The 20,486-nt window shown below is 66.1% G+C and carries 19 protein-coding genes and 1 tRNA gene; 13 read left to right on the top strand and 7 right to left on the bottom strand.

Annotated features, from left to right (window positions below; all coding sequences use genetic code 11):
- Positions 1-5: 5 nt before the first annotated feature.
- The 5 genes from pdxH to P1U75_RS14490 all read left to right on the top strand — a co-directional run bounded on the left by pdxH (position 6) and on the right by P1U75_RS14490 (position 6,108).
- Positions 6-611: a pyridoxamine 5'-phosphate oxidase gene (gene pdxH / locus P1U75_RS14510; protein WP_300244706.1), complete on the top strand. Its 606-nt coding sequence runs from the start codon at positions 6-8 to the stop codon at positions 609-611.
- Between the two features lie 152 nt (positions 612-763).
- Positions 764-1,306, top strand: a complete 543-nt coding sequence (locus tag P1U75_RS14505) for a cold-shock protein (RefSeq protein ID WP_300244704.1) — start codon at positions 764-766, stop codon at positions 1,304-1,306.
- Entirely contained in the window at positions 1,306-1,767 is a 462-nt protein-coding gene (locus P1U75_RS14500) for a DUF192 domain-containing protein (RefSeq protein ID WP_300244702.1), read from the top strand. The genes P1U75_RS14505 and P1U75_RS14500 overlap by 1 nt, the downstream gene beginning before the upstream one ends.
- 41 nt (positions 1,768-1,808) lie before the next feature.
- A tRNA-Pro gene (locus P1U75_RS14495) sits at positions 1,809-1,885 on the top strand.
- Between the two features lie 548 nt (positions 1,886-2,433).
- Positions 2,434-6,108, top strand: coding sequence for a vitamin B12-dependent ribonucleotide reductase (locus tag P1U75_RS14490; protein ID WP_300244700.1), 3,675 nt, complete (start codon positions 2,434-2,436; stop codon positions 6,106-6,108).
- A 355-nt stretch (positions 6,109-6,463) separates the two neighbouring features.
- Here P1U75_RS14490 and P1U75_RS14485 read toward each other — a convergent pair whose 3' ends face one another.
- Together P1U75_RS14485 and P1U75_RS14480 are read right to left on the bottom strand one after the other, a co-directional pair.
- Positions 6,464-7,120 carry an FkbM family methyltransferase gene (locus P1U75_RS14485; RefSeq protein WP_300244699.1) on the bottom strand — a complete coding sequence of 219 codons (657 nt, stop codon included), beginning with the start codon at positions 7,118-7,120 and terminating at the stop codon, positions 6,464-6,466.
- A 60-nt stretch (positions 7,121-7,180) separates the two neighbouring features.
- Positions 7,181-8,365 carry an aminotransferase class I/II-fold pyridoxal phosphate-dependent enzyme gene (locus P1U75_RS14480; protein WP_300244698.1) on the bottom strand — a complete coding sequence of 395 codons (1,185 nt, stop codon included), beginning with the start codon at positions 8,363-8,365 and terminating at the stop codon, positions 7,181-7,183.
- A 260-nt stretch (positions 8,366-8,625) separates the two neighbouring features.
- On the opposite strand from P1U75_RS14480, the gene cysS reads away from it, so the two are divergent.
- The 4 genes from cysS (at position 8,626) to P1U75_RS14460 (ending at position 13,672) form a co-directional block, all read left to right on the top strand.
- Positions 8,626-10,014: a cysteine--tRNA ligase gene (cysS, locus tag P1U75_RS14475; RefSeq protein WP_300244697.1), complete on the top strand. Its 1,389-nt coding sequence runs from the start codon at positions 8,626-8,628 to the stop codon at positions 10,012-10,014.
- A gap of 298 nt (positions 10,015-10,312) precedes the next feature.
- A complete protein-coding gene (gene cimA / locus P1U75_RS14470) occupies positions 10,313-11,941 on the top strand; it encodes a citramalate synthase (RefSeq protein WP_300244696.1) in 1,629 nt (542 codons plus the stop codon).
- Complete coding sequence (locus P1U75_RS14465; protein ID WP_300244695.1) at positions 11,938-12,909, top strand: alpha/beta hydrolase; 972 nt, start codon at positions 11,938-11,940, stop codon at positions 12,907-12,909. The genes cimA and P1U75_RS14465 overlap by 4 nt, the downstream gene beginning before the upstream one ends.
- Complete coding sequence (locus P1U75_RS14460; RefSeq protein ID WP_300244694.1) at positions 12,893-13,672, top strand: squalene/phytoene synthase family protein; 780 nt, start codon at positions 12,893-12,895, stop codon at positions 13,670-13,672. Before P1U75_RS14465 ends, P1U75_RS14460 begins: the two co-directional genes overlap by 17 nt.
- A 2-nt stretch (positions 13,673-13,674) precedes the next feature.
- On the opposite strand, the gene P1U75_RS14455 is transcribed toward P1U75_RS14460, so the two are convergent.
- Complete coding sequence (locus P1U75_RS14455; protein WP_300244693.1) at positions 13,675-14,895, bottom strand: MFS transporter; 1,221 nt, start codon at positions 14,893-14,895, stop codon at positions 13,675-13,677.
- Between the two features lie 76 nt (positions 14,896-14,971).
- Between P1U75_RS14455 and P1U75_RS14450 the strand changes: the two genes are divergently transcribed.
- The 3 genes from P1U75_RS14450 to P1U75_RS14440 are packed head-to-tail and all read left to right on the top strand — an operon-like array spanning position 14,972 to position 16,572.
- Positions 14,972-15,604 carry a DNA-3-methyladenine glycosylase 2 family protein gene (locus P1U75_RS14450; RefSeq protein ID WP_300244692.1) on the top strand — a complete coding sequence of 211 codons (633 nt, stop codon included), beginning with the start codon at positions 14,972-14,974 and terminating at the stop codon, positions 15,602-15,604.
- Positions 15,601-16,266 (top strand): alpha/beta fold hydrolase, encoded by a 666-nt coding sequence (locus P1U75_RS14445; RefSeq protein WP_300244690.1) that lies wholly within the window; start codon positions 15,601-15,603, stop codon positions 16,264-16,266. Before P1U75_RS14450 ends, P1U75_RS14445 begins: the two co-directional genes overlap by 4 nt.
- A gap of 3 nt (positions 16,267-16,269) precedes the next feature.
- On the top strand, positions 16,270-16,572 hold the full coding sequence (locus P1U75_RS14440; RefSeq protein WP_300244689.1) for a putative quinol monooxygenase: 303 nt from the start codon (positions 16,270-16,272) through the stop codon (positions 16,570-16,572).
- 9 nt (positions 16,573-16,581) lie between these two features.
- Here the strand turns inward: P1U75_RS14440 and P1U75_RS14435 are convergent, their stop codons facing one another.
- Both P1U75_RS14435 and P1U75_RS14430 read right to left on the bottom strand, forming a co-directional pair.
- The gene (locus P1U75_RS14435; protein WP_300244687.1) at positions 16,582-17,034 is read right to left on the bottom strand and encodes a VOC family protein; all 453 of its coding nucleotides are present in this window, start codon (positions 17,032-17,034) and stop codon (positions 16,582-16,584) included.
- 12 nt (positions 17,035-17,046) lie between these two features.
- Positions 17,047-17,622 (bottom strand): pseudouridine synthase, encoded by a 576-nt coding sequence (locus tag P1U75_RS14430; RefSeq protein WP_300244685.1) that lies wholly within the window; start codon positions 17,620-17,622, stop codon positions 17,047-17,049.
- Between the two features lie 227 nt (positions 17,623-17,849).
- On the opposite strand from P1U75_RS14430, the gene P1U75_RS14425 reads away from it, so the two are divergent.
- Positions 17,850-18,434, top strand: a complete 585-nt coding sequence (locus P1U75_RS14425) for an HNH endonuclease (RefSeq protein WP_300244684.1) — start codon at positions 17,850-17,852, stop codon at positions 18,432-18,434.
- A 48-nt stretch (positions 18,435-18,482) separates the two neighbouring features.
- Here the strand turns inward: P1U75_RS14425 and P1U75_RS14420 are convergent, their stop codons facing one another.
- Together P1U75_RS14420 and rocF are read right to left on the bottom strand one after the other, a co-directional pair.
- Entirely contained in the window at positions 18,483-19,544 is a 1,062-nt protein-coding gene (locus P1U75_RS14420; protein ID WP_300244683.1) for an ornithine cyclodeaminase, read from the bottom strand.
- Entirely contained in the window at positions 19,541-20,470 is a 930-nt protein-coding gene (rocF, locus tag P1U75_RS14415) for an arginase (RefSeq protein WP_300244682.1), read from the bottom strand. The genes P1U75_RS14420 and rocF overlap by 4 nt, the downstream gene beginning before the upstream one ends.
- Positions 20,471-20,486 lie beyond the last annotated feature (16 nt).

The following is a 20,486-nucleotide window of genomic DNA, read 5'->3' as shown; positions in this document are numbered from 1 at the left end:
ACAACATGGGCGACAGGACCGGACTTTTTTCAGGCGGCGATCCGTTCGAGATCGCGCGCCGTTGGTTAAGCGACGCGGAACGCAGCGAGGTCAACGATCCCAACGCGATCGCCTTGTCGACGGTGGATGCCGCCGGCTTGCCGAATGTGCGCATGGTGTTGCTGAAGGAAATCGAACCCGCCGCCTTTGTCTTTTACACCAACTACGGCAGCGCCAAGGCGCAGGAGCTGGACCAGGCCGGCATGGCGGCCTTTGTCCTGCACTGGAAATCGCTGCGCCGCCAGATCCGGGTCCGCGGCCACATCAGCCGCGAGGAGGGGCCGCAGGCGGATGCCTATTACAAGTCGCGCTCGCTCAAGAGCCGGCTGGGGGCCTGGGCGTCGCATCAGTCGCAGCCGCTGGACGGGCGCGCCACACTGATGGCCGAGGTGGCGAAGGTGACCGCGCGGTTGGGAACGAACCCGCCGCGGCCGCCGTTCTGGGGCGGTTATCGCCTGGTTCCGGTGGAAATCGAGTTCTGGGCCGATGGCGCGTTCCGGCTGCACGACCGCTTCGTCTGGCGCCGTCCAAACGCCGAATCCGCGTGGGAAATCCAGAGGTTGAGCCCGTGACATTCACGTCACGTGAAATGCAAAGCTTTGATAATATGTGTGGATTTTCGCCTAGTTCGATGTTTTTGACTTGAAATGTCCAGTTTACATATTGCACACATTCCGACACGTCCCGAGCACGCGTGAAGAACGAAAATGTGGAAAAAGCACAAGTGGCAGAAGACCTCAGCAACATGAACCAGATCATCGGACAGGTGAAATGGTTCGACCCGGCCAAGGGCTATGGGTTCGTCGTGTCCGAGTGCGGTGGCCCGGATATTCTGTTGCATATGAACGTGTTGCGGAACTTCGGACAAAGCTCGGTGGCGGATGGATCGCGCATCGAGGTGCTGACCCATCAGACCGACCGGGGGGTTCAGGCGATCGAGGTTCTCTCCATCGAACCGCCCGTGCGCGAGGAGTGTGGACCGGTCCTGTCCGATTTCAGCCACCTGGACCCGGAGGAGATCCGGCAAACCCCGCTGGAACCGGCTCGGGTCAAGTGGTTCGACAAGGCCAAGGGCTTTGGTTTTGCCAATGTTTTCGGGCGCGACGAGGACGTTTTTCTGCATATCGAGGTGCTGCGCCGGTCCGGCCTGGCCGATCTGCAGCCGGGCGAGGCGCTGGCGATGCGGGTAATCGAGGGGCGCCGCGGCAGAATGGCCGCCGAGGTGATGGCCTGGGAGGCCGCCCTTACGGAACCGCAGGACGACTGATGCTCCGCCTCGCCGCCCTTCTGTTTCTGGTGGTGGGGGCGGTGCCGGCTCTGGCCGGATGCCGGGCCGACCAGGTCGCGTTGCGCGGCGACTGGGGGCAGGCGCAATTCACCGTCGAACTGGCCGAGACACCCGAGGCGCGCGGCCGCGGTCTGATGTTCCGCGAGTCGCTGCCGCGCGGGGCCGGGATGCTGTTCGTCTACGAGCACCCGCAGCACGCCAGTTTCTGGATGAAGAACACGCTGATCCCGCTCGATATGATCTTTGCCGACCGGACCGGGCGCGTCACCCGCGTGCATGGGGGGGCGATTCCGGGCGACCTGACGCCGATCGACGGCGGCCCCGGCGTTTACGCGGTGCTGGAGATCAACGCGCAACTGGCCGAACGCTATGGTATTGCGCCGGGCACGGTGATGCGCCACCCGGTTTTCGAGGGCGGCCCGGCGGCCTGGCCTTGTTAGGGCTTTTCAAGCCATCGATGTCCCGCTAGACAGGCCGGCGTCGGGGCGTGGCGCAGTCTGGTAGCGCACCTGTTTTGGGTACAGGGGGTCGTGAGTTCGAATCTCGCCGCCCCGACCATCTTCAAGCGAGTCGCAGGAACCGGGTGCAATTCCCGGATGCGGCCGACGCTTGCTTTCATCCCCGCGGTTTGCCCAGAAAATCGGCGCCCATGCTGCGCCGCATTTGCGGGCCTCATGGCCGATCCCTGTTTTGTCTTGCGAAAAAAAGAGGTTCCGGGGCGCGGCTGTGACAGGCTGTGAACCGCTGCCGCGCAGCATCCTGTGGAAGAATCGTGACGGGTTTCCATGCCAGCAGGGGTCAACCGAAAATATGCCCCCGGAAGCCAAATAAAACCGTTGACCCTCCCCTCCCGAATGCTCCAAATTGTGTGGGCTAGCCGGGTAGCCACTAAATCTAGCGGATTGAACTAGGGCTCCCGGCGCGCACGAACGGCACAACAAGCAATGATCGGCACGGGCAGAACGCTCGATGCGCGGGCCCGGCGTGGCCCCGCAGCAGACCGGATTGCGCGAACGATGCCGTCGAAAAAGGGCGCGACAGGCGCCAGAGGGACTGGTCCGCAACCCGGGCCGAACGTGAAGAACCGAAGATCAGAGGCAGCGATAATGAAGATCGAAAGAAAATTCACCAAGGCAGGGCAGGACGCATACGCCGATCTGGACTTCGTGTCGGCGACATCCGAGATTCGCAATCCCGACGGCACCATCGTGTTCCGGCTGGAGAACATCGAGATTCCGACCGGCTGGAGCCAGGTCGCCAGCGACGTGATCGCTCAGAAATATTTCCGCAAGGCCGGCGTGCCCGCGCGCCTGAAGAAAGTGCGCGAAAAGGACGTGCCGGAGTTCCTGTGGCGCTCGGTCCCTGACGGCGACGGTGTGGAAACCACCGGCGAAACCTCGTCCAAGCAGGTGCTCGACCGGCTGGCCGGGGCTTGGGCCTATTGGGGCTGGAAGGGCGGCTATTTCACCACCGAAGAAGATGCCCGCACCTATTACGACGAGATGCGCTACATGCTGGCCACCCAGCGCGCCGCGCCGAACTCTCCGCAGTGGTTCAACACCGGGCTGCACTGGGCCTATGGCATCGACGGGCCGGCGCAGGGCCACTACTACGTCGATTTCAAGACCGGCAAGTTGACCAAGTCGAAATCCAGCTACGAGCATCCGCAGCCGCACGCCTGCTTCATCCAGTCGGTCGGTGATGACCTGGTGAATGAGGGCGGCATCATGGATCTCTGGGTGCGCGATGCGCGACTGTTCAAATACGGCTCGGGCACCGGCACCAATTTCAGCCGTCTGCGTGCCGAGGGCGAGGCGCTCTCGGGCGGCGGCAAATCCTCGGGGCTGATGGGCTTTCTCAAGATCGGCGACCGGGCGGCCGGCGCGATCAAGTCGGGCGGCACCACCCGGCGCGCGGCCAAGATGGTGATCGTCGATGCCGACCACCCCGATATCGAGCAGTTCATCGACTGGAAGGTGCTGGAAGAGCAGAAGGTCGCCAGCATCGTCGCCGGCTCCAAGATGCACGAGCAAAAGCTCAACGGCATCTTCGCCGCGATCAAATCCTGGGACGGACGCATCGAGGACGCCTGCGACCCCAAGACCAACGAGGGGCTCAAGGCGGCGATCCGCGACGCCAAAAAATCGGCGATCCCGGAAACCTACGTCAAGCGGGTTCTGGATTACGCCAGGCAGGGCTATACCAGCATCGAGTTCCCGACCTATGACACCGATTGGGATTCCGAGGCCTACAATACTGTCTCCGGCCAGAACTCCAACAACTCGATCCGCGTCACCGATGCCTTTCTCAAGGCGGTGCGCGAGGATGGAAAGTGGGAGCTGATCAACCGCACAAACGGCGAAGTGTCCAAAACCGTCAGCGCCCGCGAGCTGTGGGAAAAGATCGGTCATGCCGCCTGGGCCTGCGCCGATCCGGGCATCCAGTTCCACGACACCGTGAACGCCTGGCATACCTGCCCGGCGGACGGCCCGATCCGCGGCTCCAACCCGTGCTCGGAGTATATGTTCCTCGACGATACCGCCTGCAACCTGGCCTCGATGAACTTGCTGACCTTCTTCAAGGACGGCGAATTCCAGGCCGAGGATTACATCCACGCCACCCGGCTGTGGACGCTGACGCTGGAAATCTCGGTGACGATGGCGCAGTTCCCGTCCAAGGAAATCGCGCAGCTTTCCTATGATTTCCGCACCCTGGGGCTGGGATACGCCAACATCGGCGGTCTGCTGATGAACATGGGGCTGGGCTATGACAGCGACGAGGGCCGCGCCATGGCCGGCGCCCTGACCGCGATCATGACCGGCACCGCCTATGCCACCAGCGCCGAGATTGCGGGCGAGCTGGGCGCCTTTGACGGCTATGCCCGCAACGCCGAGCACATGCTTCGGGTGATCCGCAACCACCGCAACGCGGCGCAGGGCAACGGCCACGGCTACGAGGGGCTCGCGGTCAAGCCGGTGCCGCTCGATCATGCCAACTGCCCCGATGCCCGCCTGGTCGGGATGGCGATGGCGGCCTGGGACGATGCGCTGCACCTGGGCGAAAAGCACGGCTATCGCAACGCGCAGGTCTCGGTCATCGCGCCGACCGGCACCATCGGCCTGGTGATGGACTGCGACACCACCGGGATCGAGCCCGATTTCGCCCTGGTGAAGTTCAAGAAGCTGGCGGGCGGCGGATATTTCAAGATCATCAACCGCTCGGTTCCCGCCGCGCTGGAGAACCTCGGCTATTCCTCGGCCCAGATCGAGGTGATCGTCGCCTATGCCGTCGGTCACGGCTCGATCGGCAACGCCCCGGCGATCAATGCCATCACCCTGGCGGGCCACGGCTTTGGCGAGAACGAGCTGGCCAAGGTCGAGGCGGCGCTGGAAAGCGCCTTTGACATCCGCTTCGTCTTCAACCAGTGGACCCTGGGCGAGGCGTTCTGCAAAAACGTGCTGGGCATCCCGGCGGAAAAGCTGAACGACCCCACCTTCGATCTGCTGCGGCACCTGGGCTATTCCCGCGCCGACATCGAGGCCGCCAACGACCACGTCTGCGGGACGATGACGCTGGAGGGCGCGCCCTACCTGAAGGAAGAGCATTACAGCATATTCGATTGCGCCAACCCCTGCGGCAAGAAGGGCAAACGCTTCCTCGGCGTCAACAGCCACATCACCATGATGGCGGCGGCGCAAAGCTTCATCTCGGGCGCGATCTCCAAGACCATCAACATGCCCAACGATGCCAGCATCGAGGATTGCCAGAGGGCCTATGAACTCAGCTGGTCGCTGGGGGTGAAGGCCAACGCGCTTTACCGCGACGGCTCCAAGCTGAGCCAGCCTCTGGCCTCGGCCCTGGTCGAGGACGACGAGGAGGCCGAGGAAATCCTCGCCTCCGGGTCGGCCCAGGAAAAGGCCGCGACGCTGGCCCAGAAGGTGATCGAAAAGGTGGTGATCAAGGAGATCGCCCGCGGCCGGCAGAAAATGCCGTCGCGCCGCAAGGGCTATACCCAGAAATCCATCGTCGGCGGCCACAAGGTTTACCTGCGCACCGGCGAATATGAGGACGGCAACCTCGGCGAGATCTTCATCGACATGCACAAGGAAGGCGCCGGCTTCCGCGCGATGATGAACAACTTCGCCATCGCGGTGTCGGTCGGGCTGCAATACGGCGTGCCGCTGGAGGAATTCGTCGATGCCTTCACCTTCACCAAATTCGAACCGGCGGGCATGGTGCAGGGCAACGACAGCATCAAGAACGCGACCTCGATCCTCGATTACATCTTCCGCGAACTGGCGGTCTCCTACCTCGACCGCACCGATCTGGCCCATATCAAGCCAGAGGGCACCAGCTTTGACGATCTGGGTCACGGCGAGGCCGAGGGCGTCTCGAACATCTCGGAGATGAGCGAAACCGCCGCCTCGCGCTCGCTTGAGGTGCTGAAACAGATCAGCTCCACCGGCTATCTGCGCAAGCGCCTGCCGCAGGAACTGATCGTGCTGAACGGCGGCCAGAGCCTCGGCGCCACCGCGCTGAGCCAGGCCGGCGATGCCCAGGCGGCGCTGCAAACGCTGGTGCCCGAGACCGCATCGGCCGGTGCCCGCGCCGCTGCCAGTACCGCGATGAGCAGCGGCACGGTGTCGATGGACGCCCGCACCAAGGCAAGGATGCAGGGCTTTGAGGGCGAGGCCTGCGGCGAATGCGGCAACTACACGCTGGTGCGCAATGGCACCTGCATGAAATGCAACACCTGCGGCGGAACGTCGGGGTGTAGCTGAACCGACAGCGCCGGCAACGGCGCTCAGGGGCAGAGGTGGCCTTCGGGTCCGGCCCCGACGAATTTGGGGGCAGGGCGGCAACGCTCGCCCAGACGACAAAGGTGCGGGACTCCGCGGAAACCCTTGGTTTCCACTCTGTCCCGCCCGGCGGAAAATCCCTGATTTTCCGCGCGTACAGGGTGGGGCAGGGTATCGTCCTTCCCACTCTCTTCCGGGGCGGGTGCGCTCGCCCCTGACGACGTCCTGGCCGCAGGCAAAAAACACTTTGGGCGGTCAACGAGATGAGCCTGGACGGCGAAACTGAGGGGGGCGCAAGCCCCCTCTTTTTTTGGTGATTTCGGGAAATCGTTTCAGATCAGTCTTTAAGCCGCCATTCTTCCCAGACAAAGGGATAGGACCACGCCGGCGCGTGTGTCTCGGCAAGGCGGGCCGCCACGGCGGCGCGCGCCGGTTCGTCAGCGGGGCGGAACAGGTGGAACTGCACCATCAGCCGCGCGATCCGCCCGATCAGCCCGGTCTCGATCAGTGCCGGCAACAACTCGTATTCGCCGCCCTCGATGTTCATCTTGGCCAGTTGCACCCGGTCGATCCCCTGCGCCTCGAAAAACTCCCGCGCCGCAAAGACGGGGGCGGAAAAGCTGTGGTCATGATCGGCCACCGCGGAGGAGGCATCGCCCGCGTCCGACAGCGACAGCGTCCCGGCGGCGCGCCCCAGCGCCCCCTCGTGCACGGTGACATTGGGACGGTCGCAGTACTTGTCGCGCAGCGCGGCGGCATAGCCGGGGTGCGGCTCGAACACATGCACGCGGGCCTCGGGCTGCGCGGCCAGGACCGCATCGGTCCAGGTGCCCTCGAAGCCGCCGAAATCGATCACCACCGATCCCGGGTCGAGATCGAAGAAATCGGTCAGCCGCGGCAGCGCCTTGTCCTTGCGGAACTTGTGAAACGAGTCGAAGGCCACCCCTTTCCACGGGTTGCGCCGACGATCCAGCCAGCGTTTCAGCGATGCCATTGCGGTCTCTCCATCCTGGATTGCATCATAGGGGCCGGGCCGGAGCCGGACAAGCGCGGCTCAGACCGCCGGCTCGCGCGCGCGTTCGGCGGCAAAGGCGCAAAGCCGCTCCAGTGCTGCGGCGAACTCCGCGTCGGCGATGGTCATCGCCACCCGGATATGGCCCGAGGCGGCGGCACCGAAGCTGCCGCCGGGCATCACCGCGATGCGCTGCGCGTCCAGCAGGGCCGCGGCGAAGTCGTGGCCGTCCATCCCCGTCGCGCTGACATCCAGCATCAGGTACATCGCCCCCTGCGGCGGCAGCAGCCGCAGGACGTTCTGTCGCGACAGGATCTCCTGCGCCAGTGCGCGGCGGCGGCGGAACGGCGCGGCGATGGCCTGCTCCATCTCTTCGCCCTGCTCGAGCGCGAAAAGTGCCGCGTCCTGCACGAAGCCCGGTACGCCGTAAGTGGTGTGGGTGGCGAGGTTGACCAGATGGGTGATCGCCGCCTCCGGTCCCACGATCCAGCCGCAGCGCGAACCGGTCATGGCATGCGATTTCGACATCGAGCCGATCACCAGCGTGCGGTCCGCCATCCCCGGCAGGGCGCGCGGCGACAGGTGCGCGCCGTCCCAGACTTGCGTCTCATAAACCTCGTCGGAGATCAGCCAGAGATCGCGGTCGCGGCAGACCTGCGCGATGCCCTCCAGCGTGTCGCGGCCATAGACCGCGCCGGTGGGGTTGTTGGGGGTGTTAATCAGCAGCGATTTCGCCCCGTCGGCCCGTGCCGCGATATCCTGCGGGCGCGGCAGGAACCCGTCCTCGGGCCGGGTGCGCACCGGGACCGGGCGCGCGCCGACGCCGCGGATGGTGCCGGGATAGGTGACGTAATAGGGGTCGATGAACAGCGCCGCGTCGCCGGGATCGCAGGTGGCGCTATGCGCGGCGAACAACCCGGCCTGCCCGCCGGGGGTGATCAGCACGTTGCCGCGCCCGGTCGGCACCCCGCTGCGTGCCTGCACCCGTTCCGCGACCCGGTCGCGCAGGGCGGCGACGCCGGGCACCTCGGCATAGCCTGTATGGCCGCCGCGCGCGCTGGCGTCCATCGCCGCGAGGATCGCGGGATCGGTGCGGATGTCATGCTCGCCGATGGTCAGCTCGGTCACCGCCTCGCCCGCCGCGATCATGGCGCGGGCGCGATAGAACACGTCCCACCCGTCCGATCCGCCGCCGGTCAGATGGGTGATGCGATGGGACAGCTGCATGGGATACCTCCGCCGGGAAAAACCGCCGCCAAGGGGACAGAGCGCGCCGGGAATGTCAATCGGCCGCGCCCGGCGCGTCCTTTTGACCTTCCCCCGGGGGGCGTGCCCGTGTTAATCCAGCGTCATGAGCCGGATGCCCTGCATCATTATTACCTGCTGCATTCCCTGCTGATCGCACCAGCGGGCCGGTATCTGTCGTTTCCATCTCCGAGACAAGTTGCTAAGCCCGCGCCACGCGCCGCGCCGTCGAGGAGTACGTCATGACGACGATCAAACTGCACAACACCCGCACCCGCCGTAAAGAGGTGTTCACCCCCATCGACCCGGACAATGTGCGGATGTATGTTTGCGGGCCGACGGTTTATGACCGGGCGCACCTGGGCAACGCGCGCCCCGTCGTGGTGTTCGATGTCTTGTACAGATTGCTGCGCGAAACCTACGGTGCCGATCACGTCACCTATGTGCGCAACTTCACCGACGTGGACGACAAGATCATCAGGCGCGCCGACGAAAGCGGCCGGCCGATCGACCAAATCACCGCCGAGACCACGCAATGGTTTCTTGACGACATGGGTGCGCTTGGCGCGCTGGAACCCGACGCCATGCCGCGCGCGACCCAGTTCATCCCGCAGATGGTGGCGATGATCGAGAATCTGATCGCGGGCGGTCACGCCTATGCGGCCGAGGGGCATGTGCTGTTCGCGGTGGAAAGCTACAAGGCATACGGCAAGCTCTCGGGCCGCACGGTGGATGACATGATCGCCGGCGCGCGGGTCGAGGTCGCGCCCTACAAGCGCAACCCGATGGATTTCGTGCTGTGGAAACCCTCGAGCGACGACCAGCCCGGCTGGGACAGCCCCTGGGGGCGCGGGCGGCCCGGCTGGCATATCGAATGCTCGGCGATGAGCTATGAACTGCTGGGCGAGAGCTTTGACATTCACGGCGGCGGCAACGACCTGATGTTCCCGCACCACGAGAACGAGATCGCGCAAAGTTGCTGCGCCCACCCCAAGGGGGAGTTCGCCCGCTATTGGCTGCACAACGAGATGCTGCAGGTCGAGGGCAAGAAGATGTCCAAAAGCCTCGGCAATTTCTTCACCGTGCGGGATCTGCTGGACAAGGGCGTGCCGGGCGAGGTGATCCGCTTCGTGTTTCTCTCGACGCATTATCGCAAGCCGATGGATTGGACGGAGAAGAAGGCGGAGGAGGCGCGATACCACCTAGGAAGATGGTATGCCGCAACCGAGGGGGTAGAAGCAGATGAAAGCGCGTTGGATTATTTAGTCGCTCCGCTGTGCGATGATCTAAACACCGCAGGTTTCATTTCCAGAATGCACGAATTGGCGCGAGCCGATTCTTTTGGAGCACTAAAGGCTGGAATGAACTTTATCGGCTTCTCAGGCGGGGCAAAGCGAGATTGGTGGCGAGTACCGTCCCATGCGTATGCGTCCGAGGGTGGACACCTTCATGAACTTCAACCGTTTCTCAAGGAATGGGAAAAGTTGCGTTTGCGCAAGGACTTCGCTGCGGCCGACGCGCTTCGGAACAAGATGCTGGAAATCGGTGTCAAGTTCACGGTGACAACGCTTGGTCCGCAAGCTGAAGTCACCGCAAACTTCGACCCCACCAAGCTGGAGGGCCTCGAATGACACCGCATCAACCCGTTTCGCCCGGCCGCAGGCCGGGCCGCGCCCGACCCACCCCCCGGGAGGGCGCACTCTTGGATGTTTCGCGCCGAACGGATGTGGTGTGTGCGACGGCGTTCTACGCTGAAGGCCACGTGGATGCGCCCACCCAGGGTCGGGCGCGGCCCTTCGCGCCTCAATCATCCGACCCTCGGGGCTCCGCCCGTTCGGCCCTGAACCGGTCCACCGGACCGTTTCCAAGACGGGCCTCACCCCAGGGTCGGGCGCGGCCCTTCGCACTTGCCGTCGAAAGGAGGGGCCAATGACCGACCGCCTCTACATCTATGACACCACCCTGCGCGACGGGCAGCAAACCCAAGGCGTGCAATTCTCCACCCCCGAGAAGATCCGCATCGCGCAGGCGCTCGATACCCTTGGCGTCGATTACATCGAGGGCGGCTGGCCCGGCGCCAACCCCACCGACAGCGCGTTCTTCGACGAGGCCCCGACGACAAAGGCCCGGCTGACCGCCTTTGGCATGACCAAGCGTGCCGGGCGCTCGGCGGAAAACGACGACGTGCTGGCGGCGGTGATGAACGCGGGCACCGGCTCGGTCTGTCTTGTCGGAAAGACCCATGATTTCCATGTGGAGACCGCGCTCGGCATCACGCTGGAGGAGAACCTCGAGAATATCGGCGCCTCCATCGCCCATATCGTGGCGCAGGGGCGCGAAGCGCTGTTCGATGCCGAGCATTTCTTTGACGGCTACAAGGCCAACCCGGGATATGCGCTGCAATGCCTGCAGGCGGCACAGACGGGCGGCGCGCGCTGGATCGTGCTCTGCGATACCAACGGCGGCACCCTGCCGGAGGAAATCGCCCGCATCGTCAAGGATGTGATCGCCGAGGGCATCCCCGGCGATACCCTGGGCATCCACACCCATAACGACACCGAGAACGCGGTCGCCGGCACGCTGGCCGCCGTCGACGCCGGGGTGCGGCAGTTGCAAGGCACGCTGAACGGGCTGGGCGAACGCTGTGGCAATGCCAACCTGACCTCGCTGATCCCGACACTCCTGCTCAAGGAGCCCTACGCCAGCGCCTATGAGACCGGCATCAGCCTTGAGGCGCTCAGGGATCTGACCCGCACCAGCCGGATGCTGGACGACATCCTCAACCGGGTGCCGATGAAACAGGCGCCCTATGTCGGCGCCTCGGCCTTTGCCCACAAGGCCGGGCTGCACGCCAGCGCCATCCTCAAGGATCCGGCGACCTATGAGCATATCCTGCCCGATCTGGTCGGCAATGCCCGCATCATCCCGATGTCGAACCAGGCCGGGCAATCCAATCTGCGCCGCCGTCTGGCCGAGGCCGGGCTGGAGGTGGCGCCGCGTGACCCCGCCCTTGGCCGCATCCTCGACCGGATCAAGGCGCGCGAGGACGAAGGCTATGCCTATGACACCGCGCAGGCGAGTTTCGAGCTGCTGGCGCGCGACGAACTGGGCAAACTGCCCGCGTTCTTCGAGGTCAAGCGCTACAAGGTGACGGTGGAGCGGCGCAAGAACAAGTATGACCGCATGGTCAGCCTCTCCGAGGCCGTGGTGGTGGTCAAGGTCGATGGCGAGAAGAAGCTTTCGGTCAGCGAGTCGCTGGACGAGACCGGATCGGATCGCGGCCCGGTCAACGCGCTGTCCAAGGCGCTGGCCAAGGATCTGGGCCGCTATTCGGAGATCATCGAAGACATGCGGCTGGTCGATTTCAAGGTGCGCATCACGCAAGGTGGGACCGAGGCGGTGACCCGCGTCATCATCGATAGCGCCGACGGGCAGGGGCGGCGCTGGTCCACCGTGGGGGTCAGCCCGAACATCGTCGACGCCAGTTTCGAGGCGCTGCTGGACGCGATCCGCTGGAAGCTGATCCGCGACGCCGCCCCGGCTGCGGGGGGCGCATGATTCCCGGCCTCGCCCGGACGCTGCTGCGCATCGCGCTGATCGGCGCGGCGGTCTTTCTGGCGATCGCGGGCGGGCTGATCCTGTCGCAGCGGCCGGGGCAGCCGTTCGTGGGCGGCGGGCTGACCTTTCCGGAACGCGGCGGGCCAATCGCCGCGCCCGCGCCGCAAAGCTACACCGCCCGCGACGGCGTCGAACTGATCTATCGCCTGTTTCCCGGCCCCGACGGCGCGCCGCTGGTGGTGCTGATCCATGGCTCCGGTGCCCATGGGCTCTACTACGCCGGGCTGGCCGAGGCGCTCTCGGAACATGCCACCGTGCTGCTGCCGGATCTGCGCGGTCACGGGGCCAGCCGCGCCAAGGCCCCCGACGTGACCCATATCGGCCAGCTGGAAGAGGATATCGCCGATCTCGCCCGTGCGCATCTGGAGCCGGGTCAGACGTTCGTTCTTGCCGGTCATTCCTCGGGCGGCGGGCTGGCGATTCGCTATGCCGGCGGGGCGCAAACCCCGCGCCCGGACGGCGCCATGCTTCTTTCCCCCTTCCTGAAATACGACGCGCCGGTAATGCGCGAGAATTCAGGCGGTTGGGCGCGTCCCCTGACCCGGAGGATCATTGGGCTGTCGATGCTCAACGCGGTGGGGATCCGGGCGCTGAACGGGCTGACTGCGATCGAGTTCAACGTGCCGGAACGCCTGCGCGGCGAGATGACCGACGCCTACAGCTACCGGCTCAATGCCTCCTACGCGCCGAGATCGGATTACCTGAAGGATATCAGCGTCTTGCCGCCGTTTCTTCTGGTCTCGGGTGATGCCGACGAGGCGTTTCGCGCCGACCGGTTCCAGGCGACGATGGCCCCGGCGAACCCCGGCGGATCCTACCACCTGATCCCGGGGGTGAGCCACCTGGGGGTGATCGGTGCCGCCATCACCTCGCGCCTGATGGGAGAGTACCTTGACCATCTCGACTGACGATCTGGCGGCCTGCGCCGGACTGGTGCAGCGCGGCGACCCCGACCGGTTCCTCGCCACAATGGCCGCGCCCCCTTCGGCGCGCCGGGCGCTGTTTCCGCTCTTGGCGATGAACGTCGAGGTCGCCCGCGCCCCCTGGGTCACGCAGGAGCCGATGATCGCCGAGATGCGGCTGCAATGGTGGCGCGATGCGCTGGAAGAGATCGCCACCGGCGGCACGGTGCGCCGCCACGAGGTGGTGACACCGCTGAGCGCGGTCATGACGCCGGATCTGGCCGCCGAGATGGATGAGCATGTCGCGGTCAGGCGTTGGGATATCTACCGCGACCCGTTCGAGGATGCCGCCCATTTCGACCGCTACATCGACCAGAGCGCGGGCAGCCTGCTCTGGGCTGCGGCGCGCATGCTGGGCGCGGCGGAGGAGCGGGCGGTGCGCGATTTCGGCTTTGCCACCGGGTTGGCCAACTGGTTGCGCGCGGTACCCGAGCTTGAGGCGCGCGGCCGCATTCCCCTGCTCGACGGACGGCCCGGGGCGGTGCGCGAACTGGCCGAACGCGGCCTCGATCACCTGTCACGTGCAAGGGCGGCGCGCGGCGCGGTCTCGCGTGAGGCGCGCCCTGCGCTGCTGGCCGGTTGGCAAACGGGGGTTATCCTGCGGCAGGCTTGGAAGAAGCCGGCGCGGGTGGCGCAGGGCACTCTGGGCCAGAGCGAGGCGCGCAAGCGGTTGACGCTGATGGCGCGCGCCGCCTCGGGGCGCTGGTAGGGTCAGATATCGCGCTGGCGGCCCTGTTCGGGCTGGAACATCAGCCACAGCAACGCGCCGCCGGCCAGCATCAGGAACGGGCCCATCGCCATGTTCACGGCGGTCCAGCCCTCTTGCGCTGTGCCACCGGAACAGTTCATCAGCCCGCCCGAGGCCAGCGAGGCCATGGTGACTCCGCCGAACACCAGAAGGTCGTTCAGCCCCTGCATCCGGCCGCGTTCATGCCGCTCATGCGCGCCGGCCAGCATGGTGGTGGCGCCGATGAAGCCGAAGTTCCAGCCGACGCCCAGCAGCACCAGTGCGACGAAGAAGTTTTCCAGCTCTACCCCGTTCAGGGCCACGGCCCCGGCCCCGGCCAGGATGGCCAGCCCCGCCGCCATGATCTTTTCCACCCCGAAACGGGCGATCAGATGGCCGGTGAAGAAGGAGGGCACATACATCGCCAGCACGTGGCTGGTGACCACGTCGGCGGCGCTGTTCTGTTCGAACCCGCAGCCGACCACCGCCAGCGGCGTCGAGGTCATCACCAGGTTCATCAGCGCGTAGGAGACCATTGCGCAGATCACCGCGACCATGATGCGCGGGGTGGTAATCAGCTCCCAGCGCGTGCGGCCGCGCGGCGCATCCGCCGCGGGTGGCCTCGGCTTGGGGATGTTGAGCAGCAGGAACAGCAGCGAGCCGATCAGGTTCACCCCGATCACCGCAAGATAGGTGCCGAGAAACGGAATAACCATCGACTGTGCGGTCACCTTGACCAGCTGCGGGCCGATGATCGCCGACAGCAACCCACCCGCCATCACATAGGAGATCGCCTTGGGCCGGAACGCGTCCGACGCGGTATCGGCGGCGGCAAACCGGTAAAAACCGTGTGCGCTCATGTAGATGCCGGTGATCAGGCTGCCCAGCAGGAACACCGGGAACGATGCGAGGTACAGGCCATAGGCCCCGATCGCCCCACCGGTGGCCCCGGCGCCGGCGCCCAGCATGAAGCCCGCGCGGCGGCCCCATTTCTGCATGATCGCCGAGACCGGCGTCGCCGCCATCATCGAACCCAGCACGATCAGTGAGATCGGCAGCGTCGCCAGGCAGGCGTTGCTGGCCAGCGATTGCCCTGCCAGCCCGCCCACGGTGAAGATCATTGGCATCTGCGCGCCCAGCAGTGCTTGGGCGGCGACCAGGACGGCCACGTTGCGTTTGGCCTTGTTGTCGTCGATATCATGCATGACGATTTCGTATCCGTGAATGTGAACGGGTACAAGATGGCTTGCTTGTATCGATACAATTCCTATGGTTCGGGGCATGAGCATCGGACGGATCATCGAAGCCCCCGGCTGCGTCGCCGAGGGCGCGGCGTGGCTCGCCACGCGCGATCCGCGGCTGGCCGCGGCGCTGGCGCAGACCGGCCCGCTGCCGCTGCGCCTGCGCCCCGACGGGTTTGCACAGCTTCTGTCGGCCATCGTCAGCCAGCAGGTCAGTGTTGCCTCGGCCAATGCGATCTGGGGCCGGATGCGGGCCGCCCGCCTGACCGGCCCGCGCAAGATCCAGTGGGCCAGCGATGACGATCTGCGCGCCGTCGGGCTCAGCCGGCAAAAGATCCGCTATGCCCGCGCCCTGGCCGAGGCGCGGATCGACTATGCCGCGCTGCGCACCGCCCCCAACGACGCGGTGATCGCGACCCTGACGCAGGTGCCGGGCATCGGTGTCTGGACGGCGGAAATCTACGCGATGTTCAGCCTTGGCCGCGCCGATGTCTTTGCCCCCGGCGATCTGGCCTTGCAGGAATCGGTGCGCCTGCTGTTCGATCTGCCCGAACGCCCGCACGAAAAGGCGCTGCGGCAGATGGCCGAGGGTTGGGCGCCCTGGCGCTCGGTTGCGGCGCGGCTTTTGTGGGCCTATTACCGCGTGGCCAAGGACAGGGAAGGGATCCGATGACACGAGTATTGAACGCCGGCCGCAAGGGGCCGCTTTCGGGGCAGACGCGCTCGATCGTGGTGTTTCTGCATGGCTACGGTGCCAATGGCGCCGACCTGCTGGGGCTGGCCGATCCGCTGGGCGAGCATCTGCCCGACACGCTGTTCGTTGCCCCCGACGCGCCGGAGAATTGCGCCGGTGCCCCCTTTGGCTTTCAGTGGTTCCCGATCCCCTGGCTCGACGGCTCGTCCGAGGAAGAGGCCGAGCGCGGGATGCGCGCGGCGGTCGAGGACATCAACGCCTTTCTCGACGCGCTGATGGTCGACGAGGACGTGCTGCCGGAACAGGTGGTGCTGTTCGGGTTCTCGCAGGGCACGATGATGAGCCTGCATGTCGCCCCCCGGCGCGAGGATGCGGTTGCCGGTATCGTCGCCTTTTCCGGCCGCCTGCTGAACCCGGAGACCCTCAAGGACGAGGTGGTGAGCCGCATGCCCGTGCTGCTTGTCCATGGCGATCAGGACGACATGGTGCCGCCGCAATCCCTGCCGGAGACCGCCGAGGCGCTGCAGGAGGCCGGGTTCAAGGAGGTCTTCGCGCATGTGATGAAGGGCACCGGCCACGGCATCGCGCCCGACGGGCTGAGCGTGGCGCTGGCCTTCATGCGCGACAAGCTGGGGCTCTGAGCGATGCTGATCATCACAGGCACATTCGAGGTTGCCCCGGACCGGATCGAGGCCGCGCAGAGCGCCATGACCAAGATGATGCAGGCCACCCGCGCCGAGGCGGGCTGCCTGACCTATGATTTTTCCCAAGCGCTCGGGGCGCCGCAGCGGTTCCGCGTCTACGAGGAATGGGAGGAGGCCGCCGCGCTCGACGCCCACCGGCAGTCGGCGCATATGACCACCTACCGCGCGGCGATGGCGGAAAACGGCGTGCGGGACCGTGCCCTGTTCCTGATCCAGGCGGGGCTAAAGGTCCCGCTGGGCTGAGCGCGGGCCTCAGCCCTGCCACAGACGTGGTTCGGCGAACTCCACCGAGTTGCCCGCCGGGTCGCGGACATAGAGCGAGTGCGCGCCGTTCGGCCAGTCGAACTCCGCGTCGATCTCCAGCCCTGCCGCCAGCAGCCGGGCGCGCATTGCCGCGATCGCTTCGCGCGCCATGGCGAAACACATGTGCCCGGGCCCGCGCGCGCCGTGTGGCGGCACCGGCATCGTCGTCGCGCCGGTGTCGGTTTCGGTCTCCTCCGGGTTGAACAGCAGCAGCACGCCCGGCCCGACGCGAAAGAACACGTGGCGATTGCCCGCCCGCGTGATCCGCTCCAGCCCCAGCAGCCCGCCATAGAAGGCCTCGGCCGCATCGAGATCGGCGGCATAAAGCGCGGTTTCCAGCACGGCGCCGGGGGCCGGGGCGGGGGGAAGCGAAGAAAGCGGATAAAGATGATTCTGTGACATGGCAAAAGCCTATCAACGCCGCGCGCCCCTGTCAGGGGGCGGCAGCGCCTCCCAGGCGCCGGGCGCCAGCCCGTCCAGCGACCACGGCCCGATGCGCCAGCGGATCAGCCGCAGGGTGGGGTGGCCCACGGCGGCCGTCATCCGTCGCACCTGCCGGTTCCGGCCTTCGCGGATCGTCAGCTCGATCCAGCAATCGGGAACGCTCTTGCGCACCCGGATCGGCGGATTGCGCGGCCAGAGGCCCGGCGGCGTCTCGATCCGCCGCGCCTTGGCGGGCCGGGTGCGCCCGTCCTTCAGATCGACGCCCGCGCACAGCGCCGCCAGCGCCGCCTCATCGGGCTCCCCCTCGACCTGCACGAGGTAGGTCTTTTCCATCTTGTGCCGGGGATCGGTGATGCGCGCCTGCAGCCGCCCGTCATCGGTCAGCAGCATCAGCCCCTCGCTGTCGCGGTCCAGCCGCCCGGCGGGATAGACCCCGGGCAGGTCGATGAAATCCGACAGCGTGCGGCGCGGGCTGCCGTCGCTGCCCCGGTCGGTGAACTGGGGCAGCACGTCAAAGGGTTTGTTGAAGCGGATCAGATGCGCCATGCGCCGCCCCTAGCTCACCGCGCGGTGAAAGGGAACGGCCGCGCGCGCGCCCTTGTGGATAACTGTCATCCGCCTGTCATCCGGGCAACGTATCGATGTGGCGACATGTTGTGGTTATTCTGGGCTTGCCAGAGGTCAACCGCGATATATAGTCGGATTACGGCTGGGGCGGGACTCCCCGTCCTGGGGCGCGCAACGGGCAGCCAGGGCGAGGGCGGAGTCACGCGATGGACGGCGATTTCAGAACGGAATTTGTGCGCGAACCCGGCGCGTTGAAGCAGCACCCGGCGCTGGTGCTGAACGCGGACTACCGGCCGCTATCCTATTATCCGCTGTCGCTGTGGTCCTGGCAGGAGGCAATCAAGGCGGCCTGGCTCGACCGGGTGGACATCGTCGCCGAATACGACGAGTTCGTGCACAGTCCCAGTACCAGCATCAGGATGCCCAGCGTGGTGGTCCTGAAAGATTACGTCAAACCTCAAAAGCGCGTGGCCTTCACGCGCTTTAATTTATTCCTGCGCGACGAATTCCGCTGCCAGTACTGCGGCGCCAGGGGCGATCTGACCTTCGATCACGTGGTGCCGCGCGCCGCCGGTGGCGTGACCAGCTGGGAAAACGTGGTCGCGGCCTGTTCGCCCTGCAACCTGAAAAAGGGCTCCAAGTCGCTGCACCGCGCCGGCATGTCGCTGCGCCGCCCGCCGCGCCGGCCCGGCGCCGAGGAGCTGCGCAACACCGGGCGCAAGTTCCCGCCCAACCTGCTGCACGAAAGCTGGATGGACTTTCTTTACTGGGATGCGGAACTGGAGGCCTGATCGGGCGACCACTGGCCGCCCGACATCCGCTGGGCCTGGTCCCCGGAGTCACGCGACGGGCGCCGCGCGCTGGACCATGCCGAAGAGGTCGCGCGGATCGTCGGGATCGGCCAAAAGGTCGAGCGGATGGTAAAGGTCGGTGCCCGCCACCCGGTCGCGCACGAAGCGCAGGGCGCTGAAATCCTCGATGGCAAAGCCGACACTGTCGAACAGGGTGATCTGCTCGGCGCGCTTCCGGCCCGGCGTCCGGCCTGTGATCACCTCCCAGATCTCCGTCACCGGGAAATCTTTGGGCATCTGCTGGATCTCGCCCTCGATCCGGGTCTGGTCCGGGTATTCCACGAAGACACCGGCGCGGCTCAGGATGCCCGGCGCCAGCTCGGTTTTGCCGGGGCAGTCGCCGCCGATGGCGTTGATATGCACGCCGGGGCCGACCATGTTGTCGCTCAGGATCGTTGCGCATTGCTTGTCGGCGGTGCAGGTGGTCAGGATCTGCGCCCCCTCGATCGCCTCTTCGGCGCTGGCGCAGGCGGTCACGCGCAGCCCGTGTCCGGCCAGGTTGGCGGCGCATTTCGCCGTCGCCTGCGGATCGATGTCCCACAGCCGCACGCTGTCGATGCCGCAGATCGCCTTCATCGCAAGGCTCTGGAACTCCGACTGGGCGCCGTTGCCGATCATCGCCATGGTTCGGGCCCCCATGGGCGCCAGGTGTTTCGCCACCATGGCCGAGGTTGCGGCGGTGCGCAGCGCGGTCAGCAGCGTCATCTCGCTCAACAGCACCGGGTATCCGTTTCCGACATCCGCCAAAAGTCCAAAGGCGGTCACGGTTTGCAGCCCCTCCTTCATGTTCTTGGGGTGGCCGTTGACGTATTTGAACCCGTAAACCTCGCCGTCCGAGGTGGGCATCAGCTCGATCACCCCCTCGGCCGAATGGCTGGCCACGCGCGGGGTCTTGTCGAACAGCTCCCAGCGGCGGAAATCGGCCTCGATATTCTCGGCCAGCCCGCGCAGCATCGGTGCCAACCCGATGCGATGCACCAGTTTCATCATGTGGTCGACGGAGACGAAAGGCACCAGCGCCTTGTCGGAGGGTTCGGTCGTATGTGTCATGCAAAGGCCCTTGTCGGTCGGTCGAATACCCGGCGCCCCAGCACCGAGGCGGCGAGGTCCACCAGAAGCTGCGCGGTGCGGCCGCGCTCGTCGAGAAACGGGTTGAGTTCCACCAGGTCGAGCGAGCTCATCAGCCCGCTGTCGCAGATCATCTCCATCACCAGATGCCCCTCGCGCAGGGTGGCGCCGCCCGGCACTGTGGTGCCCACGGCGGGGGCGAAGGTGGGGTCGAGGAAATCCACGTCGAGCGAAACATGCAGAAACCCGTTCGCGGCGCGGACCCGGTCGAGAAACTCCCCCAGCGGGCGGGCGATGCCGCGCTCGTCGATCTCGCGCATGTCGTGTCGCTGGATCGCCGTTCCCTCCAGCGCCGCGCGTTCCGCCGCATCGACCGAGCGCAGCCCGAGCAGGCAGATGTTTTCCTGCGGCACCGGGTTGGCGACCGGCGGAAACCCGTCGAACCCGTCGCGCCCGGTCACATAGCCCAGCGGCGTGCCGTGCAGGTTGCCGGAGTCGGTGGTCTGGGGCGTGTGATAGTCGCTATGCGCATCCAGCCAGAGCACGAATTGTGGTCGCCCGGTGCGCGCCGCATGGTTGGCCACGCCCGCGACCGAACCCAGCGACAGCGCGTGATCGCCGCCGAGGAAGATCGGCAACCCGCGCCCCATCGCCGCCTCGGCCGCCGCGATCAGCCGCGCGGCCCAGCCGGCGGTTTCCCTCGGTCTGAACAGGCGGTTGTCGTCAGTGTCGGGATTGTACGTTTCGGGGCTCAGATTCCCCAGATCCTCGACCCGGTGGCCAAGATCGCGCAAGGCCTGACCCAGCCCGGCGGTGCGCAGGGCATCGGGGCCCATCAGGCAACCGGCGCGGCGCTTGCCGCTGTCGACCGGCGCGCCGATCAGAATGCAGTCCGTTTGGTCCATCATCGCTCCGCCATTGTGT

This window comes from Antarcticimicrobium sp., from assembly GCF_029212575.1.
Lineage (GTDB): Bacteria > Pseudomonadota > Alphaproteobacteria > Rhodobacterales > Rhodobacteraceae > Antarcticimicrobium.
The sequence above is the reverse complement of the archived record's forward strand: the minus strand, read 5'-3'. Positions and strand labels throughout refer to the sequence as shown.

What these genes read in the sequence shown, in the direction of transcription:
- pdxH (WP_300244706.1), top strand. Translation starts at nt 6, where the DNA reads ATGGGCGACAGGACCGGACTTTTTTCAGGCGGCGATCCGTTCGAGATC.
- P1U75_RS14500 (WP_300244702.1), top strand. Translation starts at nt 1,306, where the DNA reads ATGCTCCGCCTCGCCGCCCTTCTGTTTCTGGTGGTGGGGGCGGTGCCG.
- P1U75_RS14490 (WP_300244700.1), top strand. Translation starts at nt 2,434, where the DNA reads ATGAAGATCGAAAGAAAATTCACCAAGGCAGGGCAGGACGCATACGCC.
- P1U75_RS14485 (WP_300244699.1), bottom strand. Translation starts at nt 7,120, where the DNA reads ATGGCATCGCTGAAACGCTGGCTGGATCGTCGGCGCAACCCGTGGAAA.
- P1U75_RS14480 (WP_300244698.1), bottom strand. Translation starts at nt 8,365, where the DNA reads ATGCAGCTGTCCCATCGCATCACCCATCTGACCGGCGGCGGATCGGAC.
- cysS (WP_300244697.1), top strand. Translation starts at nt 8,626, where the DNA reads ATGACGACGATCAAACTGCACAACACCCGCACCCGCCGTAAAGAGGTG.
- cimA (WP_300244696.1), top strand. Translation starts at nt 10,313, where the DNA reads ATGACCGACCGCCTCTACATCTATGACACCACCCTGCGCGACGGGCAG.
- P1U75_RS14465 (WP_300244695.1), top strand. Translation starts at nt 11,938, where the DNA reads ATGATTCCCGGCCTCGCCCGGACGCTGCTGCGCATCGCGCTGATCGGC.
- P1U75_RS14455 (WP_300244693.1), bottom strand. Translation starts at nt 14,895, where the DNA reads ATGCATGATATCGACGACAACAAGGCCAAACGCAACGTGGCCGTCCTG.
- P1U75_RS14450 (WP_300244692.1), top strand. Translation starts at nt 14,972, where the DNA reads ATGAGCATCGGACGGATCATCGAAGCCCCCGGCTGCGTCGCCGAGGGC.
- P1U75_RS14445 (WP_300244690.1), top strand. Translation starts at nt 15,601, where the DNA reads ATGACACGAGTATTGAACGCCGGCCGCAAGGGGCCGCTTTCGGGGCAG.
- P1U75_RS14440 (WP_300244689.1), top strand. Translation starts at nt 16,270, where the DNA reads ATGCTGATCATCACAGGCACATTCGAGGTTGCCCCGGACCGGATCGAG.
- P1U75_RS14435 (WP_300244687.1), bottom strand. Translation starts at nt 17,034, where the DNA reads ATGTCACAGAATCATCTTTATCCGCTTTCTTCGCTTCCCCCCGCCCCG.
- P1U75_RS14430 (WP_300244685.1), bottom strand. Translation starts at nt 17,622, where the DNA reads ATGGCGCATCTGATCCGCTTCAACAAACCCTTTGACGTGCTGCCCCAG.
- P1U75_RS14425 (WP_300244684.1), top strand. Translation starts at nt 17,850, where the DNA reads ATGGACGGCGATTTCAGAACGGAATTTGTGCGCGAACCCGGCGCGTTG.
- P1U75_RS14420 (WP_300244683.1), bottom strand. Translation starts at nt 19,544, where the DNA reads ATGACACATACGACCGAACCCTCCGACAAGGCGCTGGTGCCTTTCGTC.
- rocF (WP_300244682.1), bottom strand. Translation starts at nt 20,470, where the DNA reads ATGATGGACCAAACGGACTGCATTCTGATCGGCGCGCCGGTCGACAGC.